17 protein-coding genes are annotated in these 14,160 nt (G+C 38.8%); 8 read left to right on the top strand and 9 right to left on the bottom strand.

Annotated features, from left to right (window positions below; translation table 11 throughout):
- Position 1 precedes the first annotated feature (1 nt).
- The 7 genes from tsaB to BLR53_RS04760 form a co-directional block, all read right to left on the bottom strand.
- Positions 2 to 685 carry a tRNA (adenosine(37)-N6)-threonylcarbamoyltransferase complex dimerization subunit type 1 TsaB gene (gene tsaB / locus BLR53_RS04790; RefSeq protein WP_074587691.1) on the bottom strand — a complete coding sequence of 228 codons (684 nt, stop codon included), beginning with the start codon at positions 683 to 685 and terminating at the stop codon, positions 2 to 4.
- A 21-nt stretch (positions 686 to 706) separates the two neighbouring features.
- Entirely contained in the window at positions 707 to 937 is a 231-nt protein-coding gene (gene yidD / locus BLR53_RS04785; RefSeq protein WP_074587687.1) for a membrane protein insertion efficiency factor YidD, read from the bottom strand.
- Positions 924 to 1,316, bottom strand: a complete 393-nt coding sequence (locus BLR53_RS04780) for a ribonuclease P protein component (RefSeq protein ID WP_037445340.1) — start codon at positions 1,314 to 1,316, stop codon at positions 924 to 926. The genes yidD and BLR53_RS04780 overlap by 14 nt, the downstream gene beginning before the upstream one ends.
- 58 nt (positions 1,317 to 1,374) lie before the next feature.
- Positions 1,375 to 1,533: a 50S ribosomal protein L34 gene (gene rpmH, locus BLR53_RS04775; RefSeq protein WP_008241331.1), complete on the bottom strand. Its 159-nt coding sequence runs from the start codon at positions 1,531 to 1,533 to the stop codon at positions 1,375 to 1,377.
- A 154-nt stretch (positions 1,534 to 1,687) separates the two neighbouring features.
- Complete coding sequence (locus BLR53_RS04770) at positions 1,688 to 2,422, bottom strand: LytR/AlgR family response regulator transcription factor (RefSeq protein WP_037445314.1); 735 nt, start codon at positions 2,420 to 2,422, stop codon at positions 1,688 to 1,690.
- Positions 2,400 to 3,461: a sensor histidine kinase gene (locus tag BLR53_RS04765; RefSeq protein ID WP_037445312.1), complete on the bottom strand. Its 1,062-nt coding sequence runs from the start codon at positions 3,459 to 3,461 to the stop codon at positions 2,400 to 2,402. The genes BLR53_RS04770 and BLR53_RS04765 overlap by 23 nt, the downstream gene beginning before the upstream one ends.
- Positions 3,462 to 3,469: 8 nt before the next feature.
- Entirely contained in the window at positions 3,470 to 4,270 is an 801-nt protein-coding gene (locus tag BLR53_RS04760; RefSeq protein WP_074587684.1) for a LiaF transmembrane domain-containing protein, read from the bottom strand.
- A 188-nt stretch (positions 4,271 to 4,458) separates the two neighbouring features.
- Between BLR53_RS04760 and BLR53_RS04755 the strand changes: the two genes are divergently transcribed.
- On the top strand, positions 4,459 to 5,352 hold the full coding sequence (locus BLR53_RS04755) for a ChaN family lipoprotein (protein WP_074588477.1): 894 nt from the start codon (positions 4,459 to 4,461) through the stop codon (positions 5,350 to 5,352).
- 34 nt (positions 5,353 to 5,386) lie between these two features.
- Here the strand turns inward: BLR53_RS04755 and mscL are convergent, their stop codons facing one another.
- Positions 5,387 to 5,833, bottom strand: a complete 447-nt coding sequence (gene mscL / locus BLR53_RS04750) for a large conductance mechanosensitive channel protein MscL (protein ID WP_037445336.1) — start codon at positions 5,831 to 5,833, stop codon at positions 5,387 to 5,389.
- Positions 5,834 to 6,006: 173 nt separating this feature from the next.
- Here mscL and rpoN point away from each other — a divergent pair, with 173 nt between their 5' ends.
- Positions 6,007 to 7,479 carry an RNA polymerase factor sigma-54 gene (gene rpoN / locus BLR53_RS04745; RefSeq protein ID WP_074587680.1) on the top strand — a complete coding sequence of 491 codons (1,473 nt, stop codon included), beginning with the start codon at positions 6,007 to 6,009 and terminating at the stop codon, positions 7,477 to 7,479.
- A gap of 40 nt (positions 7,480 to 7,519) precedes the next feature.
- On the opposite strand, the gene BLR53_RS04740 is transcribed toward rpoN, so the two are convergent.
- A complete protein-coding gene (locus BLR53_RS04740) occupies positions 7,520 to 7,987 on the bottom strand; it encodes a response regulator (protein ID WP_037445305.1) in 468 nt (155 codons plus the stop codon).
- A gap of 124 nt (positions 7,988 to 8,111) precedes the next feature.
- On the opposite strand from BLR53_RS04740, the gene BLR53_RS04735 reads away from it, so the two are divergent.
- Genes BLR53_RS04735 through BLR53_RS04710 form a run of 6 tightly spaced genes read left to right on the top strand, consistent with a single transcriptional unit; the run spans position 8,112 to position 14,006 of the window.
- Entirely contained in the window at positions 8,112 to 9,251 is a 1,140-nt protein-coding gene (locus BLR53_RS04735; protein WP_074587676.1) for a ThiF family adenylyltransferase, read from the top strand.
- A 13-nt stretch (positions 9,252 to 9,264) separates the two neighbouring features.
- A complete protein-coding gene (locus BLR53_RS04730) occupies positions 9,265 to 9,972 on the top strand; it encodes a hypothetical protein (protein WP_037445299.1) in 708 nt (235 codons plus the stop codon).
- Positions 9,959 to 12,115, top strand: a complete 2,157-nt coding sequence (locus BLR53_RS04725) for a sensor histidine kinase (protein WP_074587671.1) — start codon at positions 9,959 to 9,961, stop codon at positions 12,113 to 12,115. The genes BLR53_RS04730 and BLR53_RS04725 overlap by 14 nt, the downstream gene beginning before the upstream one ends.
- Position 12,116: 1 nt before the next feature.
- On the top strand, positions 12,117 to 13,196 hold the full coding sequence (locus tag BLR53_RS04720; protein WP_037445295.1) for a hybrid sensor histidine kinase/response regulator: 1,080 nt from the start codon (positions 12,117 to 12,119) through the stop codon (positions 13,194 to 13,196).
- Entirely contained in the window at positions 13,186 to 13,599 is a 414-nt protein-coding gene (locus BLR53_RS04715; protein ID WP_037445294.1) for a response regulator, read from the top strand. Before BLR53_RS04720 ends, BLR53_RS04715 begins: the two co-directional genes overlap by 11 nt.
- A 32-nt stretch (positions 13,600 to 13,631) precedes the next feature.
- Complete coding sequence (locus BLR53_RS04710; protein ID WP_037445293.1) at positions 13,632 to 14,006, top strand: hypothetical protein; 375 nt, start codon at positions 13,632 to 13,634, stop codon at positions 14,004 to 14,006.
- The last annotated feature ends 154 nt before the right edge of the window (positions 14,007 to 14,160 follow it).

Raw genomic sequence — 14,160 nt, 5'->3', positions numbered from 1 at the left:
ATTAGATTTTCTTTTTAGGCTGGGTGATCATAAAATCTTTCAAGTAAAAAGGCTCGAAATAAGCCAGATCTTCAAAACGCTGCAGCTGAAAAGCATCAAATGCCAATTGACTCATTGCGCCGGCGCTGTTAAAATTATCACTATTAAAATGTGCGTGGTTATGTGCCAGGATATCGGCACATTTCATTGCGCCGTCGCCGATAAAAGTGATATCCTGATGTAATTCATGCCTGTAACTTTGTTCGTCGACGATCTTAGCTTCCACAGGCAGTACACAGTCAAGATTCACACTATAAAGCGCGGTAAAGACTTCCATTCTCCTCGCATCTATCATGGGGCACACCAGCCCCGTATAACCAGCATGTTGTTTTATAAATCCACTGGCCATCATTTTTAGCGTATCGACGGCAATTAATGGTTTATCAAGCGCAAAACACAGGCCTTTTGCAGTAGACACCCCAATACGTAAACCAGTATACGAACCAGGTCCTTTACTTACAGCAACTGCATCCAATGCATTAAAATCCAAGCCTGACCTTTGCATAACGTCCTGTATAAAAAGTGTAAGACTGGAAGCATGGATATTTTGAGCGGCTATTTCTTTAAGGTACGTAGTCTGTCCATCGACTGATAATGCAACGGAGCATACCTGAGTAGCAGTTTCAATTTGAAGTATGGTGGCCATAAAAGATTGATAAAATTTGAATTATGGAACAGGATCATGACCATGACTCCCCCAGGGATGACAACGTCCAATCCTCTTTAAAGTAAGCCAGCCTCCTTTAAAGGGGCCGTGTTTTTTGATCGCCTCTATACCATACTGAGAGCAGGTTGGCGTAAATCTGCAACTTGCTCCGAGTAAAGGCGATAAAAGCACCTGATATAAACGGATCAGCAGTAGAAAAAACCACGAGAAAATACGGTTAAAGAGTCTCATCCTGGAGTGCTAAGTTGAGCTTTTTAAAAGCAGATTCCATCTTTTTCTGCATAAAAGAAAATTCAAGGTGTTCTTTGCCAATAAATTGCAATGATAACAATAGAGATTGTTCAGGATTATCCAGATAAGAATACAGCTTTTCCGACTTAATTAAACGATACGCTTCGCGCATTCTGCGTTTAATCAGATTTCGGTCGTGTGCACGCCGGAAACGCTTTTTAGAAACGTTAATTACCACTTGGGCAGGCGATACTTTTTTACCCGGAATAAGCAGGTAAGATACCCGGAACGGGTATAATAAAAAAGAAGAACCGTTCTTAAACAACAGGTCTAATAGACTTCTGCTGCATAACCGTTCTTCTTTAGTGAATTTTTTCATTTTTTTGATTGCGAATTCGCAGAAATGATCTGCCAGCACTTACGTGCAGCAATCAAAATTATGCTTTGTGACGACGTTCGTCAGAAACTGATAATTTTTTTCTTCCTTTTGCACGACGAGAAGCTAATACTCTTCTACCGTTTGCTGTAGCCATTCTTTCGCGGAAGCCGTGTTTGTTTCTTCTCTTTCTTTGCGAAGGTTGGAATGTTCTTTTCATAACTGTATGATATCTTAACTATAATTTTTTTTATTGAGAGGTGCAAATATAATGTGATTTTTCCTCAATTGCAAATACATCTCAAATGTTTTATTTATTTCGCATTAAACATTCATTACTGCCCTTTGAAACTTATTAAACAACACCGCATAATTTAGATTCCAAGAGCTGCTTTGAGCCTTGCATAACCTGTTTTACTTACAGGGAGCCAGATTCCGTTCTTAAGCAGCACAATATAACTATCTTTCTCTTTCAGTTCAATTTTATTGACTTGAGAGAGGTTAATCAGATAGGAACGGTGAATTCTGATAAACATTCCAGAGTCTAGAGATTGCTCAAAAAAACTCATGGTTTTATTTTTGTAGAAAATCCCCTCGGCTGTATTTAACTTCACCTGGTCATCGTCAGCTTCGAGATAATGAACAGCTTCAACTGGAATAATTTTTATACTGCCATTACTCTTAACCACAACCCTATTTTGCTGTGCAGGACTCAGGCTTGCTGTATTCAACAGTTCTTCTGTCCCTTCAGGCTGGTTAAGTTTACCTGGTAAACGTGACATGGCCTGCTCGAATCTTTCCGGCTCAATAGGTTTCAGCAGATAATCCACCGCATTCACTTCAAACGCACGAATTGCATAGGTGTCAAAAGCCGTTGTGAATATAACAGCGGGGGGATTATCAACCAGTTCCAGCATCTCAAAACCATTTATTTTAGGCATCTGAATATCCAGGAAGATAAAATCTGGTTTTAATTGTTGTATCGCCTTTAACCCCTCAAAACCGTCACTACATTCCGCAATGACGGTTATATCAGGAAACTGCTGCAGATAGTGCTTTACAACATCACGGGCAAGAGGTTCATCGTCAATGAGTATAGTTCTGATCATAATTTTGAGGTATTTGGAGCGTAGTACGATATAAATTCCCGTCCAGACTTTCGGTTTTTAACAATGTCTGATCGGCAAAGAGTAAATATAATCTTCTTTTAATAGCAGAAAGGCCAAAACCTGTTCCTCCTGAACTTTTTAGTTCCGGGTCGTAAGGATTTTCTACTCTGATTTTAAGCTGTTGATTCTCCTCACTGATCTGAATGGAAATTAAGACCGGACCAGACGTGTTGTATAATCCAAATTTGATGGCATTTTCAACTATAGGCTGTAACAAAGTACCTGGCAGCATCATATTTAAGGTAGATTCATCCATATGAATATTCAGATTCAACCTGTGACTAAATCTAACTTTTTCGATATCAAGATAAAGTTGAATATATTCCATTTCTTCTGCCACTGTAACCCAGACATCATCATCCCTTTTAAGTGTTCCCCGTAAAAAAGATGCCAGCTTAGTGATCATCAGACCAGCCTCTTTTGGATTGACTATAGTGAGTGCATATACTGAATTCAAACTGTTAAATAAGAAATGAGGCTGCAGCTGGTGCCGGAGTTTATTTAGCTCTGCTTCTTTAGCCAGGTTCTGTGCAGCAAACAGACGTTGCTGCATTTCTGACTGTTCCTCTAACCGGTACCAGAGCATATTTGAGAAAGTACACCAGGCGAGAAATACAAATAGAATAACAGCGCGGAATAATAAAGTAAATTCAAGGAAATACAAATAACTATTATACGAATCAAAAATATAACTAAGAATATAATTACTCCCTAAAGTTATTAAAGAAGACAGCACGGCTGAAATAATCAACACAAAAAACAGTGCATCATCAGCCGGCTTGTAATAACGTGTTATGGTACTCACTACAATACAGCTGGCCAGTAAGAAAGATGCAGTCAATATACTATCTGTTATAGCCGCATACCAGTTCAGATTCAGCGCATAATAAAAGATAAGTGAGAAACCTGCCGCCCAACATACGTACAATATCAACGCATTTCTCTTAACGACTGTGCTGGATAAAGGGTTTCTGGTCATAATTCGTTTTAAAAATTACTGATATCAATTCCACCTAATAAAGCAGTCCCTCTGATGACCAGAACTTTCGGATTCCCTTCGATATGGGTAACTACTGCCCTGCGGTCATTCAAACCACCAAAGATAGGCGTGACCTCAGATTTAACCACCCAGTGAGGCGGAATAATTAATTTAACCCCGCCGAATATTGCCGTAATTTCTATAGCTATTGTGTTTTCGAAATCCGACTGGATAAAATTAAGTTCTGCACCACTAAATACGACAACGACTTCTCCTCCCAATAAGTTTTTCGAATAAAACTGCTGCTTACTTCCACTAAAAACATTTACCAGATCAATAACGTCACCTGTATTATTAGTCGGGGCACCTGAAGAAAACCCGTGCTGATCATCTTGGGTACCCGCATCGTCAGAAACAGGATTTACCAAAGGATCTCCTTTAAAATCAGCCGAAGGTCTATCGCCGAAAGGATTATTTTTCTTCAATCTACGAGATGGACTTAAAATCAAATACAGACCCAGAATAATAAATATCCCTGGAAAATAGTAGGTTGAAAAGTTCAGGTCGCTAAATCGCTGTAAAGTAAAGAACCCGCCAATTAAAACCATAACCAGCCATCCTCCTCCTATAAAATTGCGTTTAGCACCTACTATAATTCCAATAACCATTAAGATCACGTGCCAGCTAAATAACCATTGCGGAAGGAAGAAGCCAAAGTTCCGGCTTAAGAAAAACAACCCGACCAGCAGCAGGATTAATCCACTCCACATTCTGTTGGTATGTTTGTCAGATTTATATGAATTTTTCATAAGAATGTTTTCAAATTATCGATTGTAAAGCTAAAGTACATTCATTTTGACAGCAGGAAATGGGTTGTCTATCTAAAGTCGTATTTTACCGGTAAATCCCGATATTTTACCGGTAAAAAAAAATGTGTAATTTTCGCACAATCCCTGACCGCTGGTCTGCGGAACCTAATTTAAATGCCAAAAACAACATGAGAATTTACAGCTACCTGCTCGCGATATTAGTATATCCCCTATTCCTGTCTGCACAACAAAACAGCGACAGACATCCGGAATCGAATTCAGGAGCGGAAGGTTATCGTTTATACGACAGCAAATCCGGCAAATCAATTACTACTGATGACATTGTAAAGCGAATGAAGAATACTGATGTATTGGTGTTCGGGGAGGAACATAATGATTCGACAGCTCATAGCCTTCAGGCCGAAATCTTAACTAAGATGATCGCAGCCTATCCGCAAACTGCACTCACAATGGAAATGTTCGCTACCGATGTGCAGCTGACCATAAATGAGTACCTGTCTTCTCTGATCTCCGAAAAGAATTTTATTAAAGAAGCGCGTGCCTGGAACAATTATGCGGACTACAGGCCGATGATCGAAATAGCGAAACAGAACAAAACAGATGTGATTGGTGGAAATGTGGCCACCCGCTACAGTAACGCTGTGACTTTTTTTGGATTGAGTAAGTTGCAGGATTTCCCAGAACCTTCAAAGAAATTATTGCCCCCCCTTCCTTTAGACACAGCTACAGGAAGATACTATGATAAATTTATAGAAACATTAGGCGGACACGGTATGGGGAATATGAAAATATATCAAACTCAGAACTTATGGGATGCCGCTATGGCCTGGGCGATTAGTAATTATGCTAAACAATACCCGGAAAGAAAGATTTTACAGATTAACGGCCGTTTTCACAGCGACGAAAAGCTAGGCTTATTATTTCCTTTAAAAAGATATGCACCAAAACTTAAAGTGCTGACCATATCTTCATTTGCAGCTGCAGAAGATGCTGACTGGAAAACATTTCGTCATCTGGCTGATTTTATTCTAATAACACCACAGGTGCCCGAAAAAAAATAGGTGGATAAATTTTATCCACCTAAATATCTTGATGCTAATTTCTTACTTTCAGTAAGTCTCTGATTTCAGTCAGTAGTGTTTCTTCTTTAGTAGGCGCTGGTGCAGCTACAGGCTGTGCCTCTTGCTTACGTTTCATTGTATTAATTGCTTTAACCATTAAAAAGATAATAAACGCAAGAATAACGAAATTGATCACCTCAGTTGCAAAGTTTCCCCAGGCGAAAACAGGGCCTGCTTTTTTTGCATCTTCCAAAGACGCGTTAGGATTACCTGCGACGAATTCGCGGACTTTATCATTTAACGGCAGGTAGAAGTTGGTGAATCCCTTATCCCCTATTAGCAAGCTGATCGGCGGCATAATTAAATCGTTAACCATGGAAGTAACGATTTTACCAAATGCACCTCCAATGATAACACCGACTGCTAGATCGATAACATTGCCTTTTACAGCAAACTCCTTAAATTCTTTAACGAAACTCATAAATAGTAGATTAGTAATGTGTTCAATTTTAATAAAAATAATAAAATTATTAAGAAACAAATACATTTTTGTCACAATCCCGCATCAAGTTACAATAATAGATGGATCCTATAGTTTATATCTAAAGCAAATGCTTATTTTTGAAACGGGTCAAAATACCTGGTCTACAAAACATGCTTAAACAACATTTACAACAAAAATTACTTCAGAAACTCTCTCCACAGCAAATTCAGTTCATCAAATTGCTGCAGGTGCCCACAGTCGCGCTGGATACCCGTATTAAAGAAGAACTGGAAGAAAATCCTGCACTGGAAGACCCAAGTCTGATGATCGCAGAAGAACCAAAAAGTGAATATGACGATCTGAATGATTCTCCGGAAGAATTTGATCCTTCTGCGAAAGAAGAAAACACGGATGAGTTTAACGTAGATGATTATTTACAGGATGACAATACTAATGATTACAGCACATCCTACAATAATAATGATGATGATGAGGAGAAGAAAGAAACGCCTATCGCTATAGAAAGTACGTTTTTCGAAAGTTTACAGGAACAGCTTGATTTGGTTCCACTTTCAGACCAGGACTTTATTATAGGAAAACAAATTATCGGTAGCCTTGACGACGACGGATATCTGAGAAGACCAATTACTTCCATGATTGACGATCTTGCTTTTTCTCAAAATGCGATGGTAGAAGAAGAAGATGTATTGGAAATGCTTAAAGTAATCCAAAGCTTCGATCCACCGGGTATAGCGGCCAGAGACCTTCAGGAATGCCTTACGTTGCAGTTAAAACGGAAAGATCCAAATAATCTGATCATACAGAAAGCAATTATGATCGTTGAGAATTACCTGGACGAATTTACCAGAAAACATTACGACAAACTCGAAAAATCACTTGGCCTGAATAGCGAAGATCTTAAAGAAATAATCACAGAAATCTTACGTTTAAATCCCAAACCCGGAGATTCCAACCAGGTTACTACTAAACAATTACAGGTTATACCTGATTTTCATATCTCCAATAATGACGCTGTCCTTATTCTGACACTTAATTCTAAGAATGCGCCGGAACTCCGTGTTAGCCGCTCTTATATTGATATGTTTGAGCATTATGACAAAGCTGCTCAAAAAGACAAAAAGCTTAAAGAGGCAGTACAGTTTGTAAAGCAGAAACTAGATTCAGCTAAATGGTTCATCGATGCGATTAAACAACGTCAGCAGACGTTGCTTAAAACCATGAATGCAATTATGCAGTACCAATACGAATACTTACTCACGGGCGACGAACGTAAAATGCGTCCAATGATTCTGAAAGATATTGCTGACAAAATTGACATGGATATCTCTACGGTGTCCAGAGTAGCTAATTCAAAATATGTACAAACAGAGTTTGGTACGTTTTTATTAAAATCATTCTTTTCAGAAGCTATTCAGACAGAAAGCGGAGAAGAGGTTTCCAATAAAGAAGTCAAAAAGATTCTGGAAGACTGTATAGGAAATGAAGATAAGCGCAAACCACTGGCCGATGAGAAGCTTACTGAAATCTTAAAAGAACAGGGATATAATATTGCAAGGAGAACAGTTGCCAAGTACCGTGAGCAAATGAATATTCCGGTTGCCAGGTTACGTAAAGAACTATAATTCTTCGATCTGCAGATAAAGCCTTATCTGCAGATCTTTTCTAAGAAAGCAAATTTTGTCGGAGCAGAAACTCAAGTTGATTATTGGCTACCAGTAAAGCCTCAGTAAGTTCTCTGTTCTCTTTCCTCAGGGAATAAATCTCAAATGCCTTTTCGATATTAATTCTCAAATCTTCATCCATCCAGGGTTTTTGAATATATTTATATACCTGTCCCTTATTAATTGCATCAATTACGGCATTGATATCAGCATACCCCGTCAATAATATCCTGATAGGGTCTGGAAAGTCGGGAATAATAGACTCCAAAAATTCAATTCCTGTCGTTACAGGCATCCGCTGATCAGTAATAATCACATGGATGAGTTCTTTTTCAAGAATTTTCCGCCCTTCAACCGCAGATTCTGCTGTAAATACGTTGAATTTCCTTCGAAACCCGGCTTTAAAAGAGTTTAAATTATGAACTTCATCGTCCACATAAAGGACATTTATAAGGGTTTCGGAATTCATCTGTATTTATTGGATTTTTTTGTTAAATATATTGCTTTTATAAATTCAAAAAAACTAATTTCGGATAAAAAATATTTCCACATAATAATTGACCATTTTTACAAAAAAGTTAACAATTCAGCTCATGGATATTTTACAGTCCAGTATTAATGCTTCAGGAAATTCATCCATATATCGCCCGGTATATTATAGAATCCATGATCTGGAAGATGAAAGAAAGCTTCATGCCCTGATTAAAAATAATCCGGACATTCTCATTTACGATACAATTTATACCCAGTTAACTGAATTAATTCGGTTACAGCATCCTACGCAAAGACCAGATGCAGCTGCAACTGCGATTCTAATCAGCGAACATGCCGGAAAGGATTTAAAATCTTATGGCGTCTGGGTATATTATCCATGGTCAAAAAAACTTGTCCACCTACTAGACGAAGAGGAATTTGTATTTGTCCGGACAAGCAGAAATATTTATAAAATCACACCAGAAGAAATTCAGATACTCAGGAATAAGAAGATTGGTATTATTGGTCTCTCCGTTGGGCAGAGTATTGCTTTAACACTGGCTACAGAACGAACCTGCGGAGAACTACGCCTGGCAGATTTTGACGAGATTGAACTCAGCAATATGAACCGCATAAAGGTCGGTGTTGCAGAATTAGGTTTGAATAAAGCCATTGTAGCGGCTCGTCAAATTGCAGAATTAGACCCGTTTATTGACGTTAAGTGCTTTACATCCGGTGTAAACGCCCAAAATATCAACAGCTTCTTTACAGAAGATGGCAAGCTCGATATTCTGGTAGAAGAATGTGATGGAATAGACATCAAAATACTCAGTCGTATTAAAGCCAAATCATTGGGCATCCCGGTAATTATGGACACTAATGACAAGGGCATGCTTGACGTTGAACGTTTTGACCTGGAACCTGAACGACCAATCTTTCATGGTAAGGTTCCGGAACTGGAGGCCTATTCTGAGGAGGAACTGACGGATAAACTTAGAACACTAACTATACCTGAAAAAATCGAATACCTGGCCCGGATAATTGGTTTTGAAAACCTCTCACCCGCTATGCTGAGATCTGTGAGTGAGATGAATAAAACTATAGTAGGCTGGCCACAGCTGGCCTCTGCTGTAACTTTAGGCGGAGCGATGATTACAGATGTCAGCAGAAAAATATTACTTCAGCAATTTTCAGTTTCGGGGAGGTTTTTTGTAGATTTTGACGAACTGGTTCAAGAAGATAAAAACACTATAAAATAAAAACTGGCAAGCAATGATACATATCAGAACATTCCGAGCGCCGGACGATCCCGAGGCATGCTCAAAATTTATTGTTGGCCACAAAAGACTACTGGAAATTTACGGAATCACACAGATTACCTCCAACAGACAAGATTGGGTAGACGATCCGAAAACTATGGTAATTCTGGTTGAAGATAAAGAAACAAAATTTGTTTACGGTGGGGCAAGGATACAGCTCAAATCCGATAAGTACGACCTGCCTATAGCAAGCGCTATCGGGAAATATGACCCGAAGGTCTACGATATGATCAAAGAAGATGAGGACCGTGGTGGTACCTGTGAACTTTGTGGATTGTGGAATTCCAGAGAAGTAGCCGGAATGGGAATCGGAAGCCACGTATTGGCGCGTGTTGGTTCGGTATTAGCCGCTAAATTACAGGTTGTCAGTCTTTTCGTACTCTGTGCCCCGGCAACTGTACGTATGGGTAAAAGAGTTGGCTGTGTCGTAGAAACCACTTTAGGTAATAATGGCTTGTTTTACTATCCAAAAGATGATCTGGTGGCTACTGCAATGCGGTTACGGAATCCCGAAGATCTGAGTAACGCTGATGAGTCTGAGCGGATCAAGATACTATCACTCAGGGACAATCCAAGTCAGGTGCTCGAAGAGAGAGGACCAAAAGGTATTTATCAGTTAGAATATAATTTAACCATTCCAAACTTGAATGACCCTGTTTAAAAGAATACTGATCTGTTTTATCCTGCTGATATCCGGTCAATCTGCCATTGCCGCTTCCGGTCAGGACAGCATTTTAAAATTCTCTGATGATCAGCGCATCCTGCGGATGGAGAAAGGTATCTTTCTTTTTCGTGACCCAGGTTGTACGTTAAGTTTCGATAAAGTCCTCAAAGAAAAATTTAACTATCTAGACCAGGCCGTTCCTAACATGGGGATTACTTCAGACCGTGTATGGATCCGTTTTACAGTGCAGAACACCAGTAAATCGAAAGATCTGATGCTGGTCATTGCACAACCCGCATTAGACAGCCTTGTTCTTTATCAACAGGAAAAGAATGGATTTACGGAATCTGTACACCTTGGAAAGTACAAAAAATTCAGTGACCGGCTCGTTCTTAATGCCAATTACCTTTTCCCCGTAAGTATTCCGCTGGGTGGTCAAAAGACATTTTATGTACAGGTAAGTTCAACCGATCAGATTCAGCTTCCTGTCTATCTGGGAACCTCCAGAAGCATACTTGTAGATGACAATAACAGGAATATTCTTTTTGGTCTGTATGCGGGGATTATCCTCATTATGATCTTTTATAACCTGTTTATAAGTTTTACGGTTAAAGATTCCAGTTATTTATACTACATCATCTACATCTTTTTCGTAGGCTTGACACAGGCAACTTTTCAGGGATACGCATTTAAATATCTGTGGCCGGACAGTCCATGGCTGGCTATAAATAGCTCTGTTCTTGTACCTTTTTTCTCTGGAATTACTACCGCTCTTTTTCTTATTCGTTTTCTTCAAACCAAAAAGAACACACCGGGCCTGCATAATGGAATATTATTTTTCATCGGACTGTATGTTATTACATTATCGGTATGGTTTAGCGGATATCATACCCAAAGTATCAAGTCGCTCCAGACCCTTGCATTGCTGGGATCCCTTTATTTTCTCTTTGTGGCGAATGCCATCAGAAGAAAAGGATCCAGACCCGCATTGTTTTTCCTGATAGCTTATACAATCTTCCTGCTTGCTGTGGTGATCTTTGTATTGCGGAATTTCAATATTGTTCCTTACAACATGTTCACCTCTTACATTCTGGAGATTGGCTCAGTTATACAGATCACATTACTCTCATTCGCACTGGCCGACAAGATTAATATCTATCGCAAAGATAAAGAACAATCACAGGAACATGCGCTGCAAGTATCCAAGGAAAATGAACGTCTTATCAGGGAGCAGAACATAGAATTGGAGACGCAGGTTAACATACGAACTGAAGAATTGCAGAAATCTAACTACGCTCTGAACGATACATTAAAAGACCTCAAAGAAGCACAATCGCAGTTAGTGGACGCAGAAAAAATGGCTGGCCTAGGACAGTTAACAGCAGGTATCGCCCATGAGATTAATAATCCTATAAATTTTGTCACATCCAATATAAAACCATTGAGAATGGACATTGAAGATCTTTATGATGTGATTGCTAAATATGAACAAATTGATCCTGATAAAGATATTGTCTTGCAACTAGATGAAGTCGCCAGTTTCAAAAGACAGATAGACCTTGAATATATTAAAACGGAGATTAATTCTTTACTATCAGGTATTGGCGACGGAGCTAACCGGACGGCAGAAATAATCAGAAGCCTGAAAAACTTCAGCAGACTGGATGAAAGCGACACTAAACCAGTAGATATTAATGAAGGTCTGGAATCAACGCTCATTTTACTAAGAAGCACTATTCCTGAAAACATTGAAGTAATTAAAGATTTGCAAGCTCTACCTCAGGTTGAATGCCTTCCTGGCAAGATTAACCAGGTTTTTATGAATCTGATTACTAATGCTATTCAGGCTATTAAAACGAAAAAAGACAATCCAAGGAAAGAGCAACTTTTTATCGCGACAAAAGACATGGGAGATTCAATTCAAATCAGTATTCGTGATACAGGCCCCGGAATGACAGAAGAGATTAAACAGAAGATATTTGAACCTTTTTTCACCACTAAAGAGGTTGGAGAGGGAACAGGCCTAGGTTTGTCAATAGTTTTTAGTATTATTGAGAAACACAAGGGAAATATCGAAGTGATCACAAGCCTAAATTCTGGTACTGAATTTATAATCACATTGCCTGTAAACATAGTTTAATATGACCAGCTCTCCGGTAAAAGTTTTGTATATCGATGACGAGGAAAATAATTTACTCGCATTTAAAGCAAGTTTCAGACGGCAGTATGAAATCTACACAGCGATTTCTGCGGCCGAAGGCCTGAAGATTCTCCAAAATATCTCTGTAGAGGTAATTATTGCTGATCAGAAAATGCCGGAGACAACCGGAGTCGAGTTCTTTAAAAGTATCTCCAAAAACTACCCCGACCCTATTCGCATTCTTTTAACTGGTTATACCGATATAACGGCCCTTGCAGACGCAATCAACCATGGAGATATCTACAGATACATTACCAAGCCCTGGAACGACCTTGAACTTCATAATTCTATAAAGAACGCTCATGACGCCTATAAAGCGAAGATAGATCTGCGTAATAAGGTAAGGGAGCTTGAGAAGACAAATGACGAATTAAACCGTTTTATTTACAGCATATCCCACGAACTCCGTGCACCTCTGGTCTCCGTAATTGGCATCGTAAACCTGGTTAAAATGGAAGGTCTTTTTAATTCCAGCGGCGAGTACTGGGAGCTTATAGAATCCTGTTCAGTAAAACTTGATTACTATATTCAGAAAACACTCCAATATTATAAAAACAATAAAAATCTTTCCGATAAAGCCGAAATTAATTTCCCGAAGCTGGTAGAAGAAATTATTCAGGAATACTCACCGAATGAGCCAGACACCAAATTTAATGTGAGCATTAACCAGACGGAACCTTTTTATGGAGACACCTTCCGGATAGAAGTTATTTTGGGCAATCTGATTTCAAATGCTATTAAATATCAAAAAGAGGAAGCTGGCGCGAAACTGGTTGATATCTCTATCCACGTTTCTATGATTTCTGCCGAGATTATTATCAAAGACAATGGCTTAGGTATACTGAATGAACACCTGGATAAAATATTTACTCAGTTTTTTAAAGCTAAAAACAATAGGGGAAGTGGATTAGGCCTGTTTATCGTTAAAGAGGCCTTGAATAAAATAGGCGGTACGATCAGCGTCAGTTCAGCAGTTAATCAGGGTACGACATTTAAAATTAATATCCCAAATGCCAGCTAATCTGAATACAAAACCAATAATTATGCTTGTTGATGATAATATTATTGATCTGAAAATCAATAGTAAACTCATTGAAATAACCGGTATGTTTTCCGAGATTATAGCCTGCAAATCAGGCCAGGAAGCACTTCACTATTTTAGCTCATCAGCGAATCAGGCCGATAAGCTACCCACCCTTATTCTGCTTGACATACAAATGCCGGAGATGGATGGCTTCGAATTCCTTGAACACTATAAAAAATTCCCTTCAGCCTTTAAAGAAAAATGTGCAGTTGCTATGTTGTCTTCGACACTCGACTTCGGAGATATACAGCGTGCTCAAGCTAACCCCCATGTTATCAAGCTCATGAAGAAACCTCTTCAACTCATAGACCTCAAAAAACTGGCTGGCAATAGAAGCTAGTATAATGGCATTATTCCTGCCTTAACAGTTATATGAATAACTGTAAATTTATACTCATCAGCTTGCTTATACCTTTACTTTTTACTAGTTGTAAAAAAGATTCCACGATGGACCCCCTATCTAATGTAGTGTTCTCAAAAGACGGGGTAATCCGTGTAGAATGTTCAGAATGTCAGTTTAATTATACAGTTTTAAATAATTCACAAAGTTTCGACATTACCGATAATCAGGACATTAAATTCAGTTACGTGTCCGACATAGACCTTAAAACCATAATAAACACTAAAAAGCAGCAAAAGGTCAGGCTTGTAGTTTTCGATGCCTACGGCAGAATGATTTCTAATGAATTGAGTTCTTTAGAAGGCGGTGCTTATAAAATCAATAATTTTAAGATCACAATTAAATAAAATCATCAGGCCGGTGCCTGTTTTAGACCGGCATATTTTTGCTATTTCAGCCCGTAGGTATTTTCATCAGATCTAGCTGAAAACAAAAATATTCCGCCATAATTACGGGATGTAAAAGGCCATAATGTAGAAATTTATACCCGTTCTGCATAAG

Origin of the sequence: Pedobacter antarcticus (genome assembly GCF_900103515.1) — a bacterium.
Lineage (GTDB): Bacteria > Bacteroidota > Bacteroidia > Sphingobacteriales > Sphingobacteriaceae > Pedobacter > Pedobacter antarcticus.
This window is presented reverse-complemented; position numbering and strand designations above follow the sequence as displayed.

Bases quoted from the DNA above. Each gene is read 5' to 3' on its own strand.
- rpoN (WP_074587680.1), top strand. From the start codon at position 6,007: ATGCTTAAACAACATTTACAACAAAAATTACTTCAGAAACTCTCTCCA.
- BLR53_RS04760 (WP_074587684.1), bottom strand. From the start codon at position 4,270: ATGAAAAATTCATATAAATCTGACAAACATACCAACAGAATGTGGAGT.
- BLR53_RS04735 (WP_074587676.1), top strand. From the start codon at position 8,112: ATGGATATTTTACAGTCCAGTATTAATGCTTCAGGAAATTCATCCATA.
- tsaB (WP_074587691.1), bottom strand. From the start codon at position 685: ATGGCCACCATACTTCAAATTGAAACTGCTACTCAGGTATGCTCCGTT.
- BLR53_RS04770 (WP_037445314.1), bottom strand. From the start codon at position 2,422: ATGATCAGAACTATACTCATTGACGATGAACCTCTTGCCCGTGATGTT.
- BLR53_RS04780 (WP_037445340.1), bottom strand. From the start codon at position 1,316: ATGAAAAAATTCACTAAAGAAGAACGGTTATGCAGCAGAAGTCTATTA.
- BLR53_RS04710 (WP_037445293.1), top strand. From the start codon at position 13,632: ATGAATAACTGTAAATTTATACTCATCAGCTTGCTTATACCTTTACTT.
- BLR53_RS04730 (WP_037445299.1), top strand. From the start codon at position 9,265: ATGATACATATCAGAACATTCCGAGCGCCGGACGATCCCGAGGCATGC.
- yidD (WP_074587687.1), bottom strand. From the start codon at position 937: ATGAGACTCTTTAACCGTATTTTCTCGTGGTTTTTTCTACTGCTGATC.
- BLR53_RS04720 (WP_037445295.1), top strand. From the start codon at position 12,117: ATGACCAGCTCTCCGGTAAAAGTTTTGTATATCGATGACGAGGAAAAT.
- BLR53_RS04740 (WP_037445305.1), bottom strand. From the start codon at position 7,987: ATGAATTCCGAAACCCTTATAAATGTCCTTTATGTGGACGATGAAGTT.
- rpmH (WP_008241331.1), bottom strand. From the start codon at position 1,533: ATGAAAAGAACATTCCAACCTTCGCAAAGAAAGAGAAGAAACAAACAC.
- BLR53_RS04755 (WP_074588477.1), top strand. From the start codon at position 4,459: ATGAGAATTTACAGCTACCTGCTCGCGATATTAGTATATCCCCTATTC.
- BLR53_RS04715 (WP_037445294.1), top strand. From the start codon at position 13,186: ATGCCAGCTAATCTGAATACAAAACCAATAATTATGCTTGTTGATGAT.
- BLR53_RS04765 (WP_037445312.1), bottom strand. From the start codon at position 3,461: ATGACCAGAAACCCTTTATCCAGCACAGTCGTTAAGAGAAATGCGTTG.
- mscL (WP_037445336.1), bottom strand. From the start codon at position 5,833: ATGAGTTTCGTTAAAGAATTTAAGGAGTTTGCTGTAAAAGGCAATGTT.
- BLR53_RS04725 (WP_074587671.1), top strand. From the start codon at position 9,959: ATGACCCTGTTTAAAAGAATACTGATCTGTTTTATCCTGCTGATATCC.